The following is a 22,343-nucleotide window of genomic DNA, read 5'->3' on the forward strand; positions in this document are numbered from 1 at the left end:
GCAGGCCCTCAGTTCAGTTCGAGCACTGCCCCAACGGTGTTCTGACCGGTGTTCAGACCCCGCCGGAGCGCATCGAGGGTTTCGGCGGCCTGGCGTCGGGATACGGCTGCGCTCGCAACCACGGCCGACCGGTGAAATGTGCCGGGGAACAGGTGCAACTCGACCGATACGCCGTCGCCGAGCAGGCCGGACGCGTAGGCCAACCCCTCATCGCGCAGCGGGTCGTTCTCGTAAACCGACACGTACGCCGGGGGAAGGCCGGAGAAATCGCTGGCGCGAGCCGGTGCGGCGTAAGGAGGAACGGCCCCGTCGCAGCCCTCCAGGTAGTACCGCCAGCTCAGCACCGCGTCGGCTCGATTCCACAATGGAGTGTCGTCGAACGTCCGCATCGAGGTAGTGTCCAGTCGGTCGTCGACCTCGGGGGCATCGAGCAGTTGGAAGCACAGAAGTGGTCCGCCGCGGTCGCGGACGAGCAGGGTGAGCGCGGCGGCGAGACCGCCGCCGGCGCTCATCCCGTACACGCCGATCCGCTCAGCGTCGACCCCGAGCGCTCCACTTCCAGCGGCGATCCAGCGCAGCGCTGAATCGCAGTCCTGCAGGGCAGCCGGATACGGATGTTCCGGGGCCAGCCGGTATTCGACAGCCACGACGACCGCAGGCACCCGAGTGCACAGATCCGCGGCTTGCGCGGTGACCGCGTCCAGCCCGCCCATCACGAATCCACCGCCGTGCAACAAGAGCAGAGCGGGAAGCGGGCCGGCGGCATCGGGCGGCTTGCAGACCCTGACCTGCACGGAGCCACCATCCACACCGGGCACCGCGCGGTCGGTCATGACGACCTCGTCGGGCTGCGCCATGCCCGCAGCCATTTGCCGCATCCGGGCGCGGGCCCCAGCGAGGTCCTGGATGTGCAGGTCGGGCAGCGCGGGCAGGGCTGCTGCCAGCTCGGGATCCAGATACACGTGGCCACCCCCTTGCCGAGGTCACCACATTGTCCGGCCAGTGCGCCCGGCCCTGCCACCGCTGCGACGATCCCGAAATGCCAGCATCGACTCGGGCAGTGGCGCGGTGAGCATCGTGGAAAACCCGTGAGTGTTTTTAGGTGCTATGGCACCCAAAAACACTCACGGGTTTTGGAGCGGTCGGACGGTGAGGATCTGCTGGGCTTGTCCGACCGGGCCCTTGATGTCGTGCAGGACGGTGCTGGTGATGCCTTGGCCGGTGCCGCCGAAGACGACGGTGGTGTCCAGGCCGGTCCAGCTGCCTTCGGGCTGCCGGTGGAGGTGGATCGTCAGGTCGACGTTGGGCCACATCCAGTCGGTGGGTGACTGGCGCGAGGCGATGCCGTTGGCGGTGTCGACGAGCGCGATGTAGGACGCCAGCGGGCTGCTGGACTCACCGGCGACGAGGTCCATCTCGGTGGAGATCCAGGCCGTCGTGCGGCCGGGCTGCGGCGGCGCGAGCGGGCGGGCGTTCAAGGAGGCGATATACCCGCCGGGCCACACCAAGTCCATCGGCCAGGGGGCGACTTCTTCGGGCGGGGTGAGCGGGTCTGCACCACCGCCCGCGACGGCTTCGGTGTCCAGGACTGCGAGGCGCCATGCGCGGGCCTTGACAACCGGGCGGTCGGCGACGAGCACGGTGGCTTCGATCAGTTCGATGGTGCGGCCTGGCCGGATGGTCTCCACCCGGATCTCGCTCTCGTCGAGCGCGAGGCGCCCGAGGATGTCGAAGCTGATGCGGCCGAGGACCAGGCCGTCGCCCGCACGCGCGGCCAGATGCTGGTCGATCGCGTGGACGATGAGTCCGCCCAGCGGGCTGAAGTGCTGCTCGTCCGGGTTCCACGCGCCGCTGGCATGGCAGGTGGGCTTGTAGCGGCGTTCGTCGATCCGCTCGTAGTAGCTGTTCGTGGCAGGAGTGCCGGCGTTCACGGGGTTTCTCCAGGGACTGCGGGCGGGTGCGGCCGTGCCGCTTTCAACGCTCAGGATCGTAAGACGGCGCGACGCGAGGTGACCCCCAGCGTTGGGAACCTCTCCCGGGGCGTCGACGTGATCAAGCGGACCCCAGACACGCTTACCGAAGGGCTAGAGCCGGTCTGCTGGATCACTTGGTCCAACAGACCGGCTCTAGCCGCGCCGGCCCCAGGCGGAGATCATCGGCGCGGTCGCCAGGTCGGGCAGTCGGCCGGCCGCCAGGTTGGCCAGGTGCTCGTCGATCTCCCTCCGGGTGGCCAGGCTGGCCGCGATCAGCCGGTCGGCCACCTGCTCCACGGTGGCCCGCTCCAGCACCACGCAGGCCGAGTCGGTGATCGGGAAGAAGCCTTCGGCACCCACCTCGGCCAGTCCTTCGGCACGGAGCAGCCGGGGAAGGGTGCGTCCGTAACCGAGGTCGGCGTGCCGGCTCGCCATCAGCGAGCGGAACCCCTCCCGCAACCGATTCGCCAACCGCTGCTCGGGGCCGTGCTCGTCGGGGCAGATCAGGGGCTGCAGCCCCGGATCGGCCTCCTCCAGCAGCAGCCAGCCGCCGGGGCGAAGCGCACCGACCATGGCGCGCAGCGCCGCCTCACGAGCCGGCACGTGGGTGAGCACGAGGCGGGCGTGCACCAGGTCGAACTCGCCGGCCGGGGGCGGTTCGGCTCCGACATCGTGCTGGAGGACCTCGACGCCCGGCTCGGCCGAGACCAGCCAGCCGGTGTCGATGTCGGTGGCGATCACCCTGCCACGTGGTCCGGCCCTGCGGGCCAGCCAGTTCGGGATCGTGGCGCCACCCGCGCCGATCTCCCAGCACCGCCAGCCCTCGGCGACACCCAGCCGCTCGAAATGCCGGCAGGTGACCGGGTCTAGCAACCGCGCCAGCGCGGTGAATCGCTCACCGGCCTCCGGCTGTTGGTTCTCCAACAGGTAACCTTCGCCCATCGGCCCAGCCTAAATCGTTGTTCCACGAATGTGCCGATCCTGTGATCGGCGTCTGCCGGCTCGTCACTGCGGGCTCGTCACTGCCGGCTCGTCGCTGGCGGATCAGGTGCGGCTGAGGATCGCCATCGGCCGCCCCACCATCGGCGGTGTCGCCGGATCGCGTTCGTTCGCCCCCTCGACCGCGGTGGTCACGCTCGCATCGAACGGGTTGACGGCCCGTGAACGTGCAGCACCTGGAGAGCCTCAACGACGTGGTGGCGTCACCCGGGTGGGGCGCAATTTCGCGAGAAATTGACGTCCACCCGGGTGAACGCACAATTCTCGCGAAATTGTGCTCCCGCCGGCGCGTCAGCCACCGCGGGTCGAACTGGCCAAGATGGACCTGCCGTCCCCGGAAACCGGAGATCACCGTCGTGTGTGCTGTTCCCTCAGCCCACTGCCGTTTCGGCAGCGGGCCGCACCGACTCGTGGCGCACCCGCGTTTCGCGTGCGACCGCCACCGTGACGATGGTGATGCCGCAGGTCAGCAGCAGGAAGATGACGACGCCGGCGATGCTGTGGTCGAACCACAACAGGAGCGAACTCGCGAGCAGGGGGGCGAGCCCACCGGTCAGGACGGTGCCGATGTTGTTGGCCACGCCCACGGCCGTGAAGCGGACCTTGGTGCTGAACAGCTCGGCGAAAAAGGCCGGTTGGGCGCCCAGGACGGCCGATTGGCCGATGCCGAGGGTGACCAGCAGTGCCAGCAGGACCAGCCAGGGCTGCTCGGTGTCGAGCACGCGGAAGAACGGATAGCAGGCCGCCGCCATCACCACCGCGCCGAGAATGCTGACCGGACGCCTGCCCCACCGGTCGGACAGCGCCCCGAAAAGCGGCACGGACGCGAGCTTCACGACCGACACGGCCATGATCCCGGTGAGCACCGGGCCGGTGGCGAGACCCGCGTCCTGGGCGTATGCGACGGAGAAGGTGCCGAAGATGTAGTACCCGCAGTTCTCCGCCGCCCCGGCGCAGATGACGATGATCATCTCCTTGGGGTACTTCCGCCACGACTCCACGAACCGGCTCTTCGCCAGCCGCTGGCGCCACGACGCCCGTCCGGCGCGGTGGTCCGGCCGGGCGGCCTCTTCACGGGCTTGGCGCTTCAGTTCCTGCTGGAAGTCCTCCGTTTCGTCCAAAGACCGGCGCACCCACAGGCCGAACAACGTCAGCACCGCGCTGAGCAGGAAAGGAATGCGCCATCCCCAGTCGAGGAATGCTTGCTGTGAAAGAGTTGTCGAAGCGATCGTCATCGCACCCGTCGACAGCAACGTGCCCGTGCCGGTGCCGATGGCCGGGAGGCTGCTGAGCAGTCCTCGCCAGCGCGCCGGAGCGTTTTCGAAAAGCAGGATCAGCGCGCCGGTTTTCTCCCCGCCGGCGGCGAAGCCCTGGAGGAAGCGGAGGAGCGTCAGCAGCAGTGGAGCGGCGACACCGATGGACCCATAGGTGGGCAGCAGCCCGATTCCGGTGGTGGCGATCCCCATCAGCAGCAGCGTGACCACGAGGACGTGCTTGCGCCCCTTGCGGTCGCCGAGTTCGCCGAAGTAGGCCCCGCCGAGCGGGCGCCCGAGGAAGCCGATCGCGAACGTGCCGAAAGCCGCGACCGTGCCCACCAGGGGATCTCCGCCTGGGAAGTAGAGCTTGTTGAACACCAGCGAAGCGGCGGTGGCGTACAGGGCGAAGTCGTACCACTCCACCGTGGTGCCGAAGACCGCCGCAGCGGTCACTTTCGGCTGGAAGACCGGGCGCTGTGCTGTTGGCGTACTCATGGGACTCCCTTGTCACTTACGAGTGCCACCTAGTGGTACTCTTGTGCCGCTAGATGGTTCCGTGATGTTATGGGTAGGCCGACCCCCTGACAAGGGGGGTTGCGCCACCGCACCGAAAGGCGACTCATGCCCGAAACCGACTCCGCCGGCGTGCGGAGCGTGCGCCGCGCCCTGGAACTGCTGGGGATGTTCGACTCCGAACACCCCGCGCGCACCGTCCGCGAGCTGATCGACGCCACCGGGCTGGCGAAGTCCACGGTCGTCCGGCTGGTGCACACGCTCCAGCAGGAAGGTCTGCTGTGGACGCGCCCCGACGGGCTGCTGGCGCCGGGCCCGGGACTGCTGCGCTGGGCACACCTGGCGCGCGAAGCGTGGAAGCCGCCGGAGGAAGCGCTCACCTGTCTCAAGGAGCTGTCGGAGTCCAGCGGTGGCGAAACGGTGAACATCTACGTCCGCACCCACACCACCCGCATCTGCATCGCCCAGCACGAAGGCACCCAGAACCTGCGCCACGTAGTCCGGGTCGGCGACACGCTACCCCTCTGGGGTGGTGCCGCCAGCCATGTGCTGCTCTCCCGCAGCGAACGCGAGGACGTCGTGGCGGTGGCCGAGACGTCCCCTAGGGGCGCGGAGCACGCGGACGACCTCTGGAAGCGGAGCCGGGCAGCGGCCGAGTCCGGCTGGTCGGTCAGCCACGGGGAACGCGAGGCGGGTGTCTCCGGCATCGCCGCCCCGATCTTCGCCCGCACCGGGGAAGTAGCCGCGGCCGTGGCCCTCGGCGGCCCCACCACCCGCTTCACCGACGCGCAGGTGCGCGACTGGATCCCCGTGCTCACCGGCGCCGCCGCACGGCTGACATCCCTCGACTTCATCGGAGCCGCGCAATGACGACCGCGACCAGGAAGCTGCTGGACGGCGTGCGGGTCCTCGACCTGACCAACGTCCTCGCCGGCCCCTTCGCCAGCTACCAGCTCGCCCTGCACGGGGCCGACGTGATCAAGATCGAGATCCCGCACGTCGGAGATCTCGCCCGCAGGCTCGGCGCCGACCGCGACCTCTCCGATGAACTGCTCGGCGCATCGTTCCTCGCCCAGAACTCCGGCAAGCGGTCCATGACGCTCAACCTGAAACACGAGGCGGGCCGGAAGATCCTGCTGCGCGCGGTCACCCGCGCCGACGTCCTGGTGGAGAACTTCCGGCCCGGCGTCATGGAACGCCTCGGCGTCGGACCCGACCGGCTGCGCGAGGAGAACCCGCGGCTGATCTACTGCGCCATCTCCGGCTTCGGCCAGAGCGGACCGCTGCGCGACCGACCCGCCTACGACCAGATCATCCAGGGCCTTTCCGGCATGATGAGCGTGACCGGGAACGAGGATGACGCCCCGCTGCGCGCGGGATTCCCCGTCGCGGACACCCTCGGCGGGATGGCCGCCGCCTTCGCGATCAGCACCGCCCTCGTGCACCGCGAGCGCACCGGCGAAGGAGCCGTGCTGGACGTGTCCATGCTGGAGGCCGCCTTGACCGCGATGGGCTGGGTCACCTCCAACTACCTCGTCTCCGGCACCGATCCGCGCCCGATGGGCAACGAGAACTTCACCGCCGCCCCCTCCGGCACCTTCGCCACCGCCGATGGCCACCTCAACATCTCCGCAAACCAGCAGCACCAGTACGCCACCCTGTGCCTCCTGCTGGACCGCCCCGACCTCGTCGACGACCCGCGCTTCGCCCACCCCGCCGACCGCAAGAACAACCGCACCGGGCTCCGCGGCGAACTGGAGCGGTCGCTGCGGCTGCGAACGGCCAAGGAATGGGAGGAAGTGCTTTCGGCTGCCGGTGTTCCAGCCGCCCGGGTGCTTTCCGTGCCCGACGCGCTGGACCTGGAGCAGATCGCCGAACGCGGTTTCGTGCACCACCTGCCGTTCCCCGATGGACGCGATCGCCGGCTGTCCGTGCTCGGCAGTCCTGTGCGCGTGAACGGCAACGCCGCGGGCCCGGCCGGCACCGCGCCGCTGCTCGGCGAGCACACCCGTGACGTGCTGGCCGAACTCGGCTACGCGGACAGCGAGATCACCGAACTGCAGGAACGAGGCACCGTATGAGCACCCCCGACGCCGCCGACTGGTGGTCCACCGCGATCAGCCGCATCCGCCCCGGCGAAATCCTGCTGCGCGGCTACCCCGTCGAGCAACTCATCGGTCGGGTCACCTTCGCCGAGCAGATCTGGCTGCTGCTCCGCGGAGAACTTCCTTCCGCCGCCCAGGGTCGCCTGCTGGAGGCCGCCCTCGTCGCCGCCGTCGACCACGGCCCGCAGGCGCCGTCGATCGCCGCCGCTCGCATGGCCGCCACGTGCGGTGTCGGCCTCAACAGCGCCGTGGCCACCGGCGCCGGGCTCCTCGGCGACACCCACGGCGGCGCGGGCCAGCAGTGCATGGCGATCCTCGCCGACCTCGCCGAAGCCGACGATGTGCGCCGAGCCGCCCGCGATCTGGTCGCCTCCTACCGCGCCGAACGCCGCCACATCCCGGGATTCGGCCACCGCTTCCACCCCCGCGACCCGCGCCGCGATCCGCTCCTCGAACTCGTCGCGGAAGCGATCGAAGCCGGCGAAGTGCCGGGCCGCGCCTTGGAAGCAGGCCTCGCACTGGAAGCCGCGCTCGCGGAAGGCCGCTCCCGACCGGTACCCATGAACATCGACGGAGCAACCGCCATCGTCTATTCCGAACTCGGGTTTCCCCCGGAACTGGGCCGAGGGCTGTTCGTCCTCTCCCGCAGCGTCGGCATCCTCGCCCACGCCTGGGAGGAGACCCAAACCGGCGCCCGCATCAAGGGCCCGCTGCCGAAGTCCGTCCTCGCCGGATACCACGGGGAACAACCACGGCACCTGCACCGCTGATCCGGCCCGCCGGCGAACTTACAGTGAAGCTTGCGCATCACCCGGTCACTGGTCGGCCTGCTGCCGGTGACCTGCCCGAAGTGGCCGCCTAGAGCCGTGAGTACTTTTCGGTGCTATAACACCGAAAAGTACTCACGGGCCTGTTGAGGTGCCGGTCGGCGCACCGGGAGGGGGAGAAATGCGCCGACCGATCAGGATTCAAGCTTGGTGAGCCAGTCTCACCGCACAAACGGGTGGTGATCGTTGTGCCGACGAGGACGCGTTTGTACCTTTCGTCTTGCTAACTGCATGCCACGGCATCAGGAGGACGAATGTCCCTGCACGGACCGCGTCGACGTAGTAGGTGGTTGTTCGGTTCGACGGCGTTGGCGGCGGCACTCGTCGCCGGGCCCGCCGTGCAGCCTTCCCCCGCGACCGCGCAGGACGCGAGCGCCAGCCTGCGCTTCTGGGAGCGCGCGCTGCAGCAGGAGGTCGACGCGGACAGCGCGGCGCGCATGAGCGAAGCGATGTCCGCCTACACCGGCAGAGTCGGAACCGACGGCGCCACGCGCAGGGCGCAGTACTCGATGAACAAGCTGGCCGAGTGGGGCTTGCACCCGAGGCTGGAGAGCTACGGTGTCCACGCCTCGGTGCCGCGCGACATCTCGGCGACCATGACCGGGCCCGAACGGCGGGAACTGGAGGTGAAGGAACCTCCTTTCCCGTGGCACGAGGGATTCGACGACGTAGTCGTCGGGTACAACGCCTATTCCCCGCCTGGGGACGTCACCGCGGACGTGGTCTACGTGAACTACGGCCTGCCGGACGACTACGCCGAGCTGGCGAAGATGGGCGTCGACGTCCGGGGCAAGATCGTGCTGGCCCGCTACGGGCAGAGCTTTCGCGGCGTGAAGTCGAAGGTGGCCGAAGAACACGGCGCCGCAGGGGTAATCCTGTACTCCGACCCAGCGGACGACGGCTTCACCAAGGGCGCCGTCTACCCCGACGGGCCGTGGCGCAACGCCGACAGCATCCAGCGCGGCAGCGTGCAGTACATCTTCCAGTACCCGGGCGACCCGCTCACACCCGGAAAACCGGCCACCCCGGACACACCACGCATCGCTCCGTCCGAAGCGGACAACATGACGAGCGTGCCGACCACACCGATCTCCTACCGCCAAGCGCAGCACCTGTTGGCGGCGCTGCAAGGCCCACCTGCGCCCGAGGGGTGGCAGGGCGGTTTGGACCTGGACTACCGGGTGGGTCCCGGACCGACCCGCGTCGACCTCGACCTGGACATCGACTACCAGCAGATCCCGGTCAACGACGTGATCGTGGAGATCCCCGGTTCCAAGCACCCGGAGCAGAAGGTGGTCCTCGGGGCGCACTTCGACTCGTGGACCTACGGCACCGAGGACGACGTGGCCGGGTGGACCACCCTGATGGAAGCGGCTCGGGCGCTGGCCGAACTGCGCGATCGCGGTTGGCAGCCGGAGCGGACCATCGTGCTCGCCGGCTGGGACGGCGAGGAGTACGGGCTGCTGGGGTCCACCGAATGGGTCGAGCAGCACCGGGCCGATCTGTTCAAGAACGCGTTGGTGTACCTCAACATGGACGGCGCGGGCGGCGGCGAGAACTTCTCCGCCGGGTCCGTTCCGGCACTCGACCGCGTGCTGACCGACATCGCCAAGGACATCCGGGATCCCGAGCACGGCACGCTGTACCGCAACTGGCAACAGTCTTCGGGCGAGCAGAACCCGGTGCCGGAGCGGTTGGGCAGCGGATCGGACTACACGGCATTCCTGGACCACCTCGGCATCGCCTCGGCCGAGTTCGGCACGTCGACACCGGGCGGCGAGTACCACAGCGCCTATGACGACCTGCACCTCATGCGCAACTTCCTCGACCCGGGTTACCGCTACCACGAGGTGTCCGCCGCGTACGCGGGCACTTTCGCGCTGCGCCTGGCCGGTTCGGCGACCGCACCGCTGGTCTACTCCGACTACGCGGCCGCAGTCGCGGGTCACCTGCGGGATCTCGACGAGAAGCAGACCGGCCAGCAGATTGTCGATCTCACCCCCGCCTACGCCGCCGCTCGGGAATGGGAGAAGGCGGCCAAGCAGTTGGAGAACGGACGACACGTCCACGCCGATGCCGTCTACGACGCGCTGATCGCCCAGGAGCGTGCGTTGACCCAACAGGAAGGTCTGCCCGGCCGGGACTGGTACAAGCACATGGTCTACGCACCGGGCCTGTACACCGGTTATGCGGTGCAGCCGTTGCCGGCGATCGATGACGCCATCACCGACCGCGATACCGCAACGGCCGAGAAGTACCGCGATCTGCTGATCGATTCCCTGCACAAGGCCGCCGAAGCAGCCCGGGGAGCTGCGGGCTAGCACGGCCCGGATGTATTGAGGGTGCCGCCGATTTCGCGCGAAATCGGCACCCGGCAGGCGTGGGCAGTGGCGATTTCGCGCGAAATCGCCCGTCGGCACGCGTGGGGAACGGCGATTTCGCGCGAAATCGGCACCCGGCAGGCGGCCTGCGAAATTGGCGCCTCTCCACGGCGGCCTGGATGGTGGGGGCCTGGGAGCGAATGGTGATCAATAGGGCGATCAGAGTTCGTAGCCGCGGCACTACACGTCGTAGTAAAGCTCGAACTCGTACGGGTTCGGGCGCAGTCGCAGCGGGTCGATCTCGTGCTCACGCTTGAAGGCGATCCAGGTCTCGATCACGTCCGGGGTGAAGACGTCACCGCGCAGCAGGAAGTCCTGGTCGGCCACGAGGCTTTCCAGCACGGCGTCCAGCGAGGACGGAACCTGGACGACGTCGGCGGACTCCTCCGGCGGTAGCTCGTAGAGGTCCTTGTCGATCGGGTCGGGCGGCTCGGTCTTGTTCGCGACGCCGTCCAGGCCGGCGAGCATCATCGCCGCGAAGGCCAGGTACGGGTTCCCGGAGGAGTCCGGGCAGCGGAACTCGATGCGTTTGGCCTTCGGGCTGGCGCCGGTCACCGGGATGCGGATGCAGGCCGAGCGGTTGCGCTGGGAGTAGACCAGGTTCACCGGCGCCTCGAAGCCGGGCACCATGCGGTGGTACGAGTTCACCGTCGGGTTGGTGAACGCCAGCAGGCTCGGCGCGTGGTGCAGGATGCCGCCGATGTAGTGCCGCGCGAGGTCGGAGAGCCCCGCGTAGCCCGTCTCGTCGTAGAACAGCGGCTTGCCCTTCTTCCACAACGACTGGTGGGTGTGCATGCCGGAACCGTTGTCGCCGAACAGCGGCTTGGGCATGAACGTGGCCGTCTTGCCGTGCCGCCACGCGGTGTTCTTCACGATGTACTTGTAGAGCTGGAGGTCGTCCGCGGCGTGCAGCAGCGTGTTGAAGCGGTAGTTGATCTCGGCCTGACCCGCGGTGCCGACCTCGTGGTGGGCCTTCTCCACGGTGAAACCCGCATCGATCAGGTTCAGCACGATCTCGTCGCGCAGGTCCGCCAGGTGGTCGGTGGGCGGCACCGGGAAGTACCCCGCCTTGTACTTGATCTTGTATCCCTGGTTGCCCCCGTCCTCGGCGCGACCGGTGTTCCACCAGCCCTCGATGGCATCGATCTCGTGGAACGAGGTGTTCTCCGCATTCGCGAACCGCACTGAGTCGAAGAGGTAGAACTCGGCTTCCGGCCCGAAGTAGGCCAGGTCGGCGATGCCGGAGTCGGCGAGGTACTGCTCCGCCTTGCGCGCGATGTTGCGCGGATCGCGGCCGTAGGGCTGTAGCGTGAACGGATCGTGCACGAAGAAGTTGAGGCTCAACGTCTTCTTGGTGCGGAACGGGTCCAGTCGAGCGGTGTAGGGGTCGGGCAGCAGGAGCATGTCCGACTCGTGGATCGCCTGGAATCCGCGCACCGACGACCCGTCGAAGGCGATGCCCTCGTCGAAGATCTCGGCGGCGAACGACTTGGCGGGCACCGCGAAGTGCTGCATAATGCCCGGGAGATCGCAGAACCGGACATCGATGAACTTCACGTCCTCATCGGAGATGAACCGCAGGACCTCCTCCGGGCTGTTGAACATCGCTACCTCCAAAATTCTCGGTCTGGTTTCAGGAAGCGAGCGCCCGGCGCAGGAACTGCCCGGTGTAGCTGGTCTCGTCGTCGGCGACCGCTTCGGGAGTGCCCGTGGCGACCACCCGGCCACCGGCCGATCCGGCCTCGGGCCCCAGGTCGATGATCCAGTCGGCGGTCTTGACGACCTCGACGTTGTGCTCGATGACGATGACCGTGTTGCCGACGTCCACCAGCCGTTGCAGCACGTCGAGCAGCTTGTGGACGTCGTCGAAGTGCAGTCCCGTGGTGGGCTCGTCCAGGATGTACACGGTGCCGCCGTTCGAGCGCCGGGTGAGCTCCGTCGCGAGCTTCACCCGCTGCGCCTCACCACCGGACAACGTCGGCGCGGGCTGCCCCAGCCGCACGTACCCCAGCCCGACGTCGACCAGCGTGCGCAGGCGGCGGGCGATGCCCGGCAACGCCCCGAAGAACTCCAGCGCCTGTTCGATGGGCATGTCCAGGACCTCCGCGATCGTCTTCCCCTTGTAGCGCACGTCCAGGGTTTCGCGGTTGTAGCGGGCCCCGCCGCACTCCTCACACGGCACGTACACGTCGGGGAGGAACTGCATCTCGATCCGGATGGTTCCGGCGCCGGCACATGCTTCGCAGCGTCCACCCGGCACGTTGAAGGAGAACCGCCCCGGCCGGTAGCCGCGAACCTTGGCCGTGGTGGTGGCGGCGAACAGGTTGCGGATGGGATCGAACGCCCCGGTGTAGGTCGCGGGGTTGGAACGCGGCGTGCGGCCGATCGGCGACTGGTCGACGTGGACGACCTTGTCGATGCTGTCGATTCCGGTGATGGAGCCGTGCTTTCCCGGCACCGCGCGGGAGCCGTGCAGCTTCCGGGCCAGCCCGTTGTAGACGATGTCATTGACCAAAGTGGACTTCCCCGAACCGGAAACGCCGGTTACGGCGATCATGCAGCCCAGCGGGAAGGACACGTCGATGCCGCGCAGGTTGTGCTCCCGCGCCGCGTGGACCGTGAGGACGCGGTTGCGGTCGACCGCACGTCGCACGGCCGGTACCGGGATCTTGCGGCGACCCGTCAGGTATTCGGCGGTCAGCGACTTCTGGTTGGCCAGCAGGGTGTCCAGCGGACCGCTGTGCACGATCGTCCCGCCGTGCTCACCCGCGCCGGGCCCGATGTCCACGACCCAGTCGGCGGCGCGGATGGTGTCCTCGTCGTGTTCGACGACGATCAGCGTGTTGCCGAGGTCGCGCAGCCGGGTCAGCGTTGCGAGCAAGCGGTGGTTGTCGCGCGGGTGCAGGCCGATCGAAGGTTCGTCCAGCACGTAGAGGACCCCGGCCAGCCCGGAGCCGATCTGCGTGGCCAAGCGGATCCGCTGGGCCTCTCCCCCGGCGAGCGTGCCCGCCGCCCGATCCAGCGACAGGTAGTCCAGCCCGACATCCAGCAGGAAACCCAGGCGCGCCTGGGTTTCCGAGAGCACGCGGCCGACGATCGCGCGTTCGCGGCGGCCGAGCACCAGGCCGCGCAGGAACTCCGCGCAGCCCGCCACCGACAGCGCGGACACCTCGGCGATCGAGCGCTTTCCCAGCGTCTTGTGCTCCAGCGTGACGGCGAGGACTTCCGGTTTCAAGCGGGCGCCCGCGCATTCCGGGCAGGGCACTTCCCGCAGGTAGCCCTCGTACCGCTGGCGCAGGTAGTCCGACTCGGTCTGCTCCAGGCGGCGTTCCAGGAACGGAATCACTCCCTCGAAGCGGGCGTAGTAGGACCGCCGCCGGCCGTAGCGGTTGCGGTACTGCACGTGGATCTGGTCGTCGGAGCCGTAGAGCACCGCTTTCTGGACCCTCGCGGGCAGCCGTCGCCACGGGGTGTCCACCGAGAAGCCCCGGGCGTCGGCCAGAGAGCTCAGCAGGCGCTGGAAGTACTCGCTGGTCTGACCGCCCTGCCACGGCGCCACGACACCATCCGCCAGCGACAACTCGGGATTCGCGATCACCAGTTCCGGGTCGACCTCGCGGCGCACCCCGATCCCGGTGCACACCGGACATGCGCCGTACGGGGAGTTGAAGGAGAAGGACCGCGGCTCGAAGTCCTGCACGCCGATGGGGTGGCCGCGGGAGCACGCGAGGTTCTGCGAGAACGACCACTGCCGGTCCAGCGACCGCGGCGGCTGGTCGACGAACTCCATGATCACGACCCCGTCCGCCAGTCCCAGCGCCGCCTCCACCGACTCCGTCAAGCGCTGCCTCGCCTCCGGTTTGACCACGAGCCGGTCGACGACCACTTCGACGGAGTGCTTCTCCTGCTTCTTCAGCTTCGGCACGTCGTCGAGGTGGTGCACCTCGCCGTCCACCGACACCCGCGCGTAACCCTGCGATCGCAGGCGGGCGAAAAGTTCCGCGTACTCGCCCTTGCGCCCCCGCACCACCGGCGCCAGCACCTGGAACCGGGTGCGCTCGGGCAGGGCCAGCACCTGGTCGACGATCTGCTGCGGGGTCTGCCTGCTGATCCGCTCGCCGCAGACCGGGCAGTGCGGCTCGCCCACGCGGGCGTACAGCAGCCGCAGGTAGTCGTAGACCTCGGTGACGGTGCCCACCGTCGACCGTGGGTTGTGGCTGGTGGCCTTCTGATCGATCGACACCGCGGGCGAGAGTCCTTCGATGACTTCCACGTCCGGCTTGTCCATCTGGCCCAGGAACTGCCGCGCGTACGCCGACAGCGACTCCACGTACCGGCGCTGGCCTTCCGCGAAGATCGTGTCGAACGCCAGGGAAGACTTCCCGGAACCGGACAGACCCGTGAACACGATCAAGCTGTCCCGGGGCAGGTCGACACCCACGCCGCGCAAGTTGTGCTCACGCGCGCCACGCACGACCAATCGGTCAGCCACGGCTCAAGAACCAGACCACGTCAGGACAACACAGCCAGTTTGGCACAGGGCCGCGCCGTGGCGCACCGCAGCGGCGGGCCCCGACGGGGGGGCTCGCAGGCGCTCAGGCCGTGCCGGTGAAGACTCGCTCCAGATAGGGGTTGATCAGGATTCCTTTCGGATCGAGAGATTGGCGGATCCGCTGCACGTCGTTCCAGCGTGGATAGCGGGGCGCGAGGCTGCTTGCGGTGTGGGAATGCAGCTTCGCCCAGTGCGGGCGACCATCGAAATCGCTAAGAACCCTTCCGGCGACCTGATATATCTTGTCGTGCGGGCTGTGCGCATCGGTCGCCAAATTGACGTATCCCGTCGGGCGCCCGTAAGCCGGGCTGAGCGGGATGTCATTGCCGGACGCCACCCGTATCTCCAGGGGTAGCGAAACCACCTCGCCGGACGACGGTAGTACTCGACGCAACTCTTGCAACACCTGCCCCAACGCCTCGAGCGGCACGGCGTACTCCATCGACACCACGCGTACGCGTTGTGGAAACGTGAAAATGCGATGGCTCACGTCGACGAACGACCGAAGCGGGCGGCGCGTCAGGACTCTGGAGGCAAATGGCACGAGCGCAGCATCGCGCCGGTGGGCCCAGAGCACACCTTGCAGTCCGGCATGGCCCGCCAGGTAGTGATCTCGCCACGCCTGCCACCGGGACGGGGGCCGCAGCGGCGCCGTCGTGCGCGACATGGCCCGGATGTGTACCTGGTCGCTCCACATGGGCGAGAAGAAGACGGGGTGGTCAATGCTCTCGACGTGTTCGGGCAGGCGCTCAATGAACCGGGCGAATGGCTCTGTTCTCTCCTCGAGGCTGAGCGAAAATGCCGGTACGCAACGAAATGTGATCGTAGAGATCACTCCCAGAGCGCCCAAGCCCAGCCGAGCAGCCGAGAACACGTCTGGTTCGGACGTCGCCGAGCACTCCACGAGATCCCCGCGTCCCGTGACGAGCCGCATACTCGCGATCTGACTCGACAGGCAGCCATAGCGGTTGCCCGAACCGTGCGTCCCCGTCGAGACCAGGCCGGCCGCGGTTTGAACGTTGATGCTCCCCATGTTCTCGATCGCGAGTCCGTACCGGTCCAACTCGGCGTTGATGCGCCAGAGCGGTGTGCCGGCCTGGACCGTGACCGTCATGGCGGCGGGGTCCACCGCGATGACATCAGCGTACTCGTGCTGATCAACGAGGATGCTGTCCGTGCTGACCAGTGGCGCGAAGGAGTGCCCGTTTCCGGCGACGCGTAACGGCTGACCGGCGGAACATGCGTCCCGCACTTGCTGGACCAGCTCGTCCTCACTGCGCGGGCTGACGCGACGGGCCGGGTGGCACCGGGCGGACCCTGCCCAGTTCGTCCAGTCCCCGCTGGCACCAGCGTGCGCTGCGATACCGGTCATGGCAGGAACCTGTGCGAGGCGTAGCCGACTTCCTTGTAAATCCACTTGTACGTCTCGGAAATTCCGTCGCGCAGCGAGATGGATGGTGCCCAGCCGAGCTGCTTGCGGATGAGCGTGTTGTCGCTGTTTCGTCCCCGCACACCTTGAGCAGCGGATAGGTTGTGGTGCCGGGTTAGTGAGCAGCCAGCGAGTTCCTGGACCAGATCGACAAGTTGGTTGATGGTTACGAGCTCCTCGCTGCCCAGGTTGAGTGGCTGGTCGCAGTCGCTGCGCATGATGCGGCGAATACCCTCGACGCAGTCGTCGATGTAGGTGAAACTCCTGGTCTGCTCCCCGTCGCCCCAGATCTCGATCTTGTCGTCGCCGTTGATCACCGCAGCGGCGATTTTCCGGCAGCTCGCGGCCGGGGCTTTCTCGCGTCCGCCGTCCCACGTTCCATGCGGGCCGTAGATGTTATGGAAGCGGGCTACCCGGGTGCGCAGGCCGAAGTCCTCGGAGAAATGCCGGCACATGCGCTCGTCGAAGAGCTTCTCCCACCCGTAACCGTCTTCGGGCATCGCCGGATAAGCCATCTCTTCCCGCAACGCTTCAAGATCCGGGGCGGTCTGGTGGGCGGCGGCGTAGACACAGGCGGACGAGGAGAAGAAGAACCGGTCCACGCCGGCATCCCGGCTGGCCATCAGCAGGTGCGTGTTGATCAGCACTGACAACATGCAGCGGGCCTTGTTGCCTTCGATGAAACCAATGCCACCCATGTCGGCGGCCAGGTTATAAACCTCGTCCATCCCGTCGGCCGCCGCGTGTGCCGCGTCGAGAAGAGACAGATCGGCCACGACGTTCTCCGCGTCGGGGTGTACCTGGAACCACTCGTCAACCGGTTTGCAGTCGACCACTCGAACCCGGTAGCCCTCGCGCAGCAGGCGAGCGGCCAAGTGCCCGCCGATGAAGCCCCCACCGCCGGCGACGAGAGCTGAACTACTGTGGTCACTCACGGCAATCAACTCCTCTAGACATATACGATTGGACATATACAATTAGACATATACGATTAATCCGGAAAGCGTCGATTGTTCCGACGTTTTGCAACGCAATCCGCAGCCCTGGCCGTTAGGCCTTTCTCCTGATCGTCGATACGTCGCGTTGCACATCGACTACTGTGCGATCAGGTACTCCGGGGTGTCAGGGCACGAGGATCTCCTCGAAGCGGTCGGCTATCGGCTCGATCGCAAAGGCACGGCGGGCGTACTGCCGTCCCGCGCTTCCCATGCGCTGCCGACGTGCGGGGTCAGCGAGCAGGGCGAACGCCGCTTCCACGTATTCATCCGGGTCGTCTGGGCTGACTACTTGCCCCGCTCCGATTTCCGCAAGCAGCTGCGCGGCACGATTCGTCGAGGGGATAGCAGCGAGCACCGGGCGTCCGGCGCATAGATAGGCCAGCACCTTGGAGGGAACTGACATCTGACCCGCCTCTGTGCTCAGCCCAGCGAGTAGCACGTCAGCCGCCGCGAACATGCGCGGGACGTGGTCGTAGGGCTGAAAGTCGTATAACTGCATCCGACGTATTCCTAGTGCGCGTGCACTTTCCAGTGCACGGCGGCCGCTTCCCTCGCTGACGACGAACAGGACGCCGGTGTTCCGGGCATCGCAGGCCTTCGCCAACCGCACCAGCAGGTCTGCGCCGTGACGATCGTCCAGCGTGCCGGAGTAGAGGAGAATGGGCTCTCCGGAACTGCGGCAGGAGCTCGCCGGTGCCCAGTCGTCGCCGTCGCATTCCATTTCTGCTAGCGGCGCCCAGTTCTCTATCACCGTGATGTGCTCCGGCTGCACCCCCCACTGACGAACGAAAGCCGCGAACGGCTCTGCGATGGCAACAACCGCATCGCTGCTCAGCAAGGTGGCCTTCTCGCACCGTGCGGTGCGTTCCCAGTCGTAGGGGCGGGTTTTCGCGCTGGGTGCACGCGCGGAGTAGACATCCTGCAACCAGTACACGAACCGGATTCGCTGCTCAGCGCAGGTTCGCTGGATGTGCCGCTGAACCGGGACCGGGCTATTCCCCGAAATCACCACGTGGGGTTTGAAGTCTCTGATGAGGCTGCCGACGTCTTGGCCGTATGTGTCAGGGCCCGGACTCGGGTGTTGTTGCCGAGGCACACCAATGATCGACAGGCGGCCGGATTCTGGTTTTCCGGCCTGCAGATTCCCTTGTCCGACTGCGATGGCCGAGCAGTACACATGACGGACATCATGTCCTCGCCGTGCCAATTCGCGGCTGAGTTCGATTTGGAACGGATGCCCCAGGTAATCGTGGACAACTATGCGCGCGGGGCGTTGACTGGCAATGATGACCTCCGGATGCCGTTTCCAGCTACACCCGCGCGGCTTGCCGGATCGCCGCACAGCCGTGGACGCCGTGCTTGGCGCACTCCGATGGGTACCTTTGGCGCGTAGCTCGGTCCAGCATGAGAATGTTCGGGATGTGTGCGGAATGGGCGTTGAAATGCGGTGACGCTCCGGGAAAGCGGATCGCCCGGCGAGGCTGACCCAAGCTCGCGAGGTCGGTCCGCGCTCGACCAGCGAACTTGGCCTGCGGGATCCCATGCCGGAACCTCCTTTCGCTGCGCCAGAGCCCACCACGTTTTTTGTCTGAGCAGGCAGTACCCAAGGCGCCGTTGCCTTGGCCGTGCGCCCCGAGGTTGCTGCGGTTGGCGCCGTCACTTCTTATCCGAACGGCGCATCAGACTCAGCGATCCAGAGGAAGAAGTGCACTAAGGTTGCCCGTTCGGACCGCTGTTTGCCGCGTCTGGTTCAGGTCGCGCGATTCCCAGCCGACCATGGGGGGCCTTGAACGGACCGCGCAGTGTGATGCCACGGTCAGCTCCGAGGCTCGTGAGCGGATCGAGGCGTGGTGCGCGTTCGCTATTCCATAAATTCATGCCGTGAGGACAGCCATGATCGACGCGCGCCAGCGGAATACCGCGTTCCTGGTCGCCGGCTGCTTCTTCATGGAGAATTTGGACAGCACAATCGTCACCACGGCCGCCCCTAGCATCGGCGAGTCGTTCGGCGTGCCACCGACTGCGGTCGGCCTGGTGATGACGGCTTACCTCGTCACCTTCTCCGTGCTGATCCCACTTAGCGCCTGGCTGACCAGCAGGCTGGGTGTCCGGCCGGTGTTTCTGGCCGCGATCGTGATTTTCACCCTGGCCTCGCTCGGTTGTGCAGCCAGCGGCAGCCTTCCGGTGTTGGTGGCCATGCGTGTGCTGCAGGGCGTCGGAGCCGCGATGATGGTGCCCGTCGGGCGGATGGCAGTGCTGTCCAGGACGGCTAAGCCGGACCTGTTGCGGATGATGGCCTACATCGTGTGGCCCGGTCTGGTGGCACCCGTCGTCGCACCGCTAGCCGGTGCACTGATCACCACGTATGCGTCCTGGCAGTGGCTGTTCCTGATCAACGTGCCGCTCGGCGTGTTCGCCTCTGTTGTGGCGTGGAAACTGGTCGGGGAAGCCGACAGCGGGAAGGCCCAGCGACCACTGGACTGGCTCGGCCTGGTGCTCACCTGCGGCGGGCTCGGCGGGCTCACCTATACCGCGCACCTGATTTCGGACAGCGACACGGGCTGGCCGGTGACCACCACGCTGACCGCGCTGTGTCTCGCCGGCCTCGGCGTGGCAGGCTGGCACCTGCTGCGTACCCCTAACCCGCTGGTCACCCTGCACACGCTGCGCGTGCCGACCTTCCGTCTCTCCCAGTCCAGCGGGTTCCTGTTCTGGATCGTGGTCGGAGCCGCACCGTTCTTGTGCCCGCTGATGTGGCAGAACGTGTTCGGCTACAGCGCGATCACCTCGGGCACGATGGTGCTTTTCATCTTCGTCGGCAACCTGGCGATCAAGCCGGCGACCACCCCATTGCTCAACCACTTCGGCTTCCGGCCGGTGCTGCTCGCCGCCACGATCACCCTCGCGCTGTCCATGATCGGTCTCGGCTTTACCACCGCCTCCACCCCGTTACCCGTGCTCGCCGCGCTGGCCTTGCTGTCCGGGGTCGCCCGCTCGGTGGGGCTGACCGCGTACGCCACGATCGGGCTCAGCGATGTCCCGCCCGAGCAGATGCGCGACGCCAACACGCTGGCTGCCACCACGCAGCAGTTGTCCACCGGGCTGGCCATCGCGCTGGCCACGGTAGCTCTGCGGCTCGGCGCGCCCCTGGGTGAGATGGTGTTCGGTGCGCGCAGTGGGGCGGCCTATCCCGTGGCCTTCACCCTGCTCGGGCTGACCGCGCTGATCGCCACCGCCGGGGCGTTACGCCTCCACCCACAGGCCGGCGACGCCGTGCGCACGCAGGCGAGCGCCACCTCCACCCGGCAACCAGGCTGATGCGTTCCGCACGGGTCTCAGCCGTCCTGAACGACAGCCCATGCGGCCAAGCGCGCGAATTGATCGGCTCGTCGGCCACTCAGCCACCAGACACCAGCCACGCCACCAGCCACCAGCCACCACAACAAGATCAACTATTCGAGGCGTCGTGGGTGGTGACTGAAGGTCATTTACGGGCACAAAGCCGTGCGCGTCCGTGCTCAACCTGCGCACGAGGCTTGGGTTCCCGCTCGCATCATGCTTGGGTCCAGGGCGGGAGCCAATTCAGTGATCACCCTAGGAGAACGCGATGCCGGAGAAGCTGACCGTGGATCTTCACCCGATCTTCCGCAGCGACAGGGACATCGACAATGCGGTACGCAACGCGATCTTCCGTGCCGCCGGCCAGAACTTGCCGCTCGTCGAGATCATTCCAGGCAAGGGCTCCGGCAAGCTCAAGAACCGCGTTCTCGCGATGCTGAAGCAGCCCCACATCAAGAAGCTGTACCGGCGTGTGGAGGTGGCCCCCGGCAACGACGGGATGGTGCTGGTGCACTTGAGGTAGGCGAACACCGCCACATCCACAGCGGCATCCTGGAGACAGGCGAACGGTGTTCAAGATCAGTCTGTGCAGCTGCGCCGCGACGCAGCCGGGTTGCGCGAAACGGGACTAGAAGCTGATCCGCAGTTCGTCCCCGCCCCCTCCCCCGAAACACGCAATTCACCGCCGGTAGCCGAATCGTCGCTGTTTGGCGCCGGTTTTCGCCGCTGATCGCCACTCTCCGCACACGCTCAGATACTGGGCGCCGCTTCGAGGTCGTCACCGGCGACCTCGACGTCGCCGGCGTCGTGCCGCGTCGTCCTCGTCGACGGCGGGAAGATCGTCGCCGACCTCCCACCGGCGGACTTCTGCTCCGACAACAACACCAATCCCCGCATCCGCGCCTTCCTGGACAAGGTCCTCTGATGTGATGAAGGGGCGGGGCCTCGCTCCTGGTGGGTTTCCCCCGGCGGATGCCGGGGGTTTCTCACGTCCACCACGTTGAAGGAGACCCCTGTGAGCAAGTATGAGGTGCGGCGACTGGTCGCCGAGCACCGGTGGGATGGTCGGCCGAGCGCGCGGTGAACGTGACGGAGCTTAACGCCGCCGTCCACCAGGCCCGCTGACCCGGGGGTGCGCAATTTCGCGAGAAATTGACGTTCACCCGGGTGAACGTCAATTTCTCGCGAAATGGGTTATGAAGCAGCGGCCGATCTCGCGGCCTCTGCCGCATGATGTCATGATCAAAACAAACGCCCCAATCCACCTGTACGCACTGTAACGGCTGATGCGCCTGATCGTGCTGATGTGTGCAATGTGCACAACGGCCATGATGCGGCGATGCCCCGCACCAGGGGTGCGGGGCATCGTACAGGTGGCGGGGTCGCGACTAAGATCGGCTTCTCGTTTGTTCCCATTGTGGGCTCATGGCCTCAGTGATGAGATACTTTTTCATGCGCCTGGCAATAAGATCCGCTAAAGCTTCCATTTCTTTCATGTCTTGTTGGCAGACCGGAAGACATATGTGGGATGTATGGTCAATCGGCGAATCTTCCGCATTTCGGAATTGCTCGGAATATGACGGAGTGAGGATTCCGAGCTCGTATCCCAGAATCACAGCACCGACACGGTTGCGTAGATTAAACTTGCGGTAGATATTACCCAATCGGGACTTTACGGTATCTTTCGAGATGTACAACCGCATTGCAATTTCATCGTCGGTAAGTTCGCAGGCGACACAATATATAACGTCCCTCTCCGCCTTGGTGAGATTTATCAACTTGTCTTTGCTGAATCTTTGCGGGGACGTTCTCACTACATTAAAACCGTTCGTACTAGTTTGAAAATGAGGGAATCACGTGGATGCGGCCGGTTGGCGTGACAGGCCCAATGAACGCCAACCGGCCGCGAACGGACCATGCCGGGCCGGGGGGCGTACCGCGTCGTTGCGGTTGACCGGCACGGGCCGTGTC

17 protein-coding genes are annotated in these 22,343 nt (G+C 66.8%); 6 read left to right on the forward strand and 11 right to left on the reverse strand.

Features of this window, described 5'->3' with window-relative positions; all coding sequences use genetic code 11:
- Window positions 1-8: 8 nt before the first annotated feature.
- From ACRXBZ_RS04795 to ACRXBZ_RS04810, 4 genes are all read right to left on the reverse strand, one after another.
- On the reverse strand, window positions 9-962 hold the full coding sequence (locus ACRXBZ_RS04795) for an alpha/beta hydrolase (protein ID WP_433877969.1): 954 nt from the start codon (window positions 960-962) through the stop codon (window positions 9-11).
- Between the two features lie 162 nt (window positions 963-1,124).
- Window positions 1,125-1,931, reverse strand: coding sequence for a thioesterase family protein (locus ACRXBZ_RS04800; RefSeq protein WP_433877970.1), 807 nt, complete (start codon window positions 1,929-1,931; stop codon window positions 1,125-1,127).
- 195 nt (window positions 1,932-2,126) lie between these two features.
- A complete protein-coding gene (locus ACRXBZ_RS04805; RefSeq protein WP_433877971.1) occupies window positions 2,127-2,897 on the reverse strand; it encodes a class I SAM-dependent methyltransferase in 771 nt (256 codons plus the stop codon).
- A 446-nt stretch (window positions 2,898-3,343) separates the two neighbouring features.
- Window positions 3,344-4,723 (reverse strand): MFS transporter, encoded by a 1,380-nt coding sequence (locus tag ACRXBZ_RS04810; RefSeq protein ID WP_433877972.1) that lies wholly within the window; start codon window positions 4,721-4,723, stop codon window positions 3,344-3,346.
- Between the two features lie 126 nt (window positions 4,724-4,849).
- Between ACRXBZ_RS04810 and ACRXBZ_RS04815 the strand changes: the two genes are divergently transcribed.
- The 4 genes from ACRXBZ_RS04815 to ACRXBZ_RS04830 all read left to right on the forward strand — a co-directional run bounded on the left by ACRXBZ_RS04815 (window position 4,850) and on the right by ACRXBZ_RS04830 (window position 9,994).
- Entirely contained in the window at window positions 4,850-5,611 is a 762-nt protein-coding gene (locus ACRXBZ_RS04815; RefSeq protein ID WP_433877973.1) for an IclR family transcriptional regulator, read from the forward strand.
- Window positions 5,608-6,822: a CaiB/BaiF CoA transferase family protein gene (locus tag ACRXBZ_RS04820; protein WP_433877974.1), complete on the forward strand. Its 1,215-nt coding sequence runs from the start codon at window positions 5,608-5,610 to the stop codon at window positions 6,820-6,822. Before ACRXBZ_RS04815 ends, ACRXBZ_RS04820 begins: the two co-directional genes overlap by 4 nt.
- Entirely contained in the window at window positions 6,819-7,616 is a 798-nt protein-coding gene (locus ACRXBZ_RS04825; RefSeq protein WP_433877975.1) for a citryl-CoA lyase, read from the forward strand. Before ACRXBZ_RS04820 ends, ACRXBZ_RS04825 begins: the two co-directional genes overlap by 4 nt.
- Before the next feature lie 311 nt (window positions 7,617-7,927).
- Complete coding sequence (locus tag ACRXBZ_RS04830; protein ID WP_433877976.1) at window positions 7,928-9,994, forward strand: M28 family peptidase; 2,067 nt, start codon at window positions 7,928-7,930, stop codon at window positions 9,992-9,994.
- 240 nt (window positions 9,995-10,234) lie between these two features.
- On the opposite strand, the gene glnA is transcribed toward ACRXBZ_RS04830, so the two are convergent.
- The 5 genes from glnA to ACRXBZ_RS04855 form a co-directional block, all read right to left on the reverse strand.
- A complete protein-coding gene (gene glnA / locus ACRXBZ_RS04835; RefSeq protein WP_433877977.1) occupies window positions 10,235-11,659 on the reverse strand; it encodes a type I glutamate--ammonia ligase in 1,425 nt (474 codons plus the stop codon).
- Window positions 11,660-11,687: 28 nt separating this feature from the next.
- Window positions 11,688-14,546 (reverse strand): excinuclease ABC subunit UvrA, encoded by a 2,859-nt coding sequence (uvrA, locus tag ACRXBZ_RS04840; RefSeq protein WP_433877978.1) that lies wholly within the window; start codon window positions 14,544-14,546, stop codon window positions 11,688-11,690.
- A 103-nt stretch (window positions 14,547-14,649) separates the two neighbouring features.
- A complete protein-coding gene (locus tag ACRXBZ_RS04845; protein ID WP_433877979.1) occupies window positions 14,650-15,978 on the reverse strand; it encodes a D-arabinono-1,4-lactone oxidase in 1,329 nt (442 codons plus the stop codon).
- The gene (locus tag ACRXBZ_RS04850; protein ID WP_433877980.1) at window positions 15,975-16,970 is read right to left on the reverse strand and encodes an NAD-dependent epimerase/dehydratase family protein; all 996 of its coding nucleotides are present in this window, start codon (window positions 16,968-16,970) and stop codon (window positions 15,975-15,977) included. Before ACRXBZ_RS04850 ends, ACRXBZ_RS04845 begins: the two co-directional genes overlap by 4 nt.
- A gap of 187 nt (window positions 16,971-17,157) precedes the next feature.
- Window positions 17,158-18,576, reverse strand: a complete 1,419-nt coding sequence (locus tag ACRXBZ_RS04855) for a glycosyltransferase family 4 protein (RefSeq protein ID WP_433877981.1) — start codon at window positions 18,574-18,576, stop codon at window positions 17,158-17,160.
- A 350-nt stretch (window positions 18,577-18,926) separates the two neighbouring features.
- Here ACRXBZ_RS04855 and ACRXBZ_RS04860 point away from each other — a divergent pair, with 350 nt between their 5' ends.
- Together ACRXBZ_RS04860 and ACRXBZ_RS04865 are read left to right on the forward strand one after the other, a co-directional pair.
- Window positions 18,927-20,351 (forward strand): MFS transporter, encoded by a 1,425-nt coding sequence (locus tag ACRXBZ_RS04860; RefSeq protein WP_433877982.1) that lies wholly within the window; start codon window positions 18,927-18,929, stop codon window positions 20,349-20,351.
- A gap of 289 nt (window positions 20,352-20,640) precedes the next feature.
- Window positions 20,641-20,895 (forward strand): Smr/MutS family protein, encoded by a 255-nt coding sequence (locus tag ACRXBZ_RS04865; protein WP_433877983.1) that lies wholly within the window; start codon window positions 20,641-20,643, stop codon window positions 20,893-20,895.
- 227 nt (window positions 20,896-21,122) lie between these two features.
- On the opposite strand, the gene ACRXBZ_RS04870 is transcribed toward ACRXBZ_RS04865, so the two are convergent.
- Window positions 21,123-21,269 carry a hypothetical protein gene (locus tag ACRXBZ_RS04870; RefSeq protein ID WP_433877984.1) on the reverse strand — a complete coding sequence of 49 codons (147 nt, stop codon included), beginning with the start codon at window positions 21,267-21,269 and terminating at the stop codon, window positions 21,123-21,125.
- A gap of 491 nt (window positions 21,270-21,760) precedes the next feature.
- A complete protein-coding gene (locus tag ACRXBZ_RS04875) occupies window positions 21,761-22,186 on the reverse strand; it encodes a response regulator transcription factor (RefSeq protein ID WP_433877985.1) in 426 nt (141 codons plus the stop codon).
- Window positions 22,187-22,343 lie beyond the last annotated feature (157 nt).

The organism is Saccharopolyspora hattusasensis, from assembly GCF_050972075.1.
Classification (GTDB): Bacteria; Actinomycetota; Actinomycetes; order Mycobacteriales; family Pseudonocardiaceae; genus Saccharopolyspora; species Saccharopolyspora hattusasensis.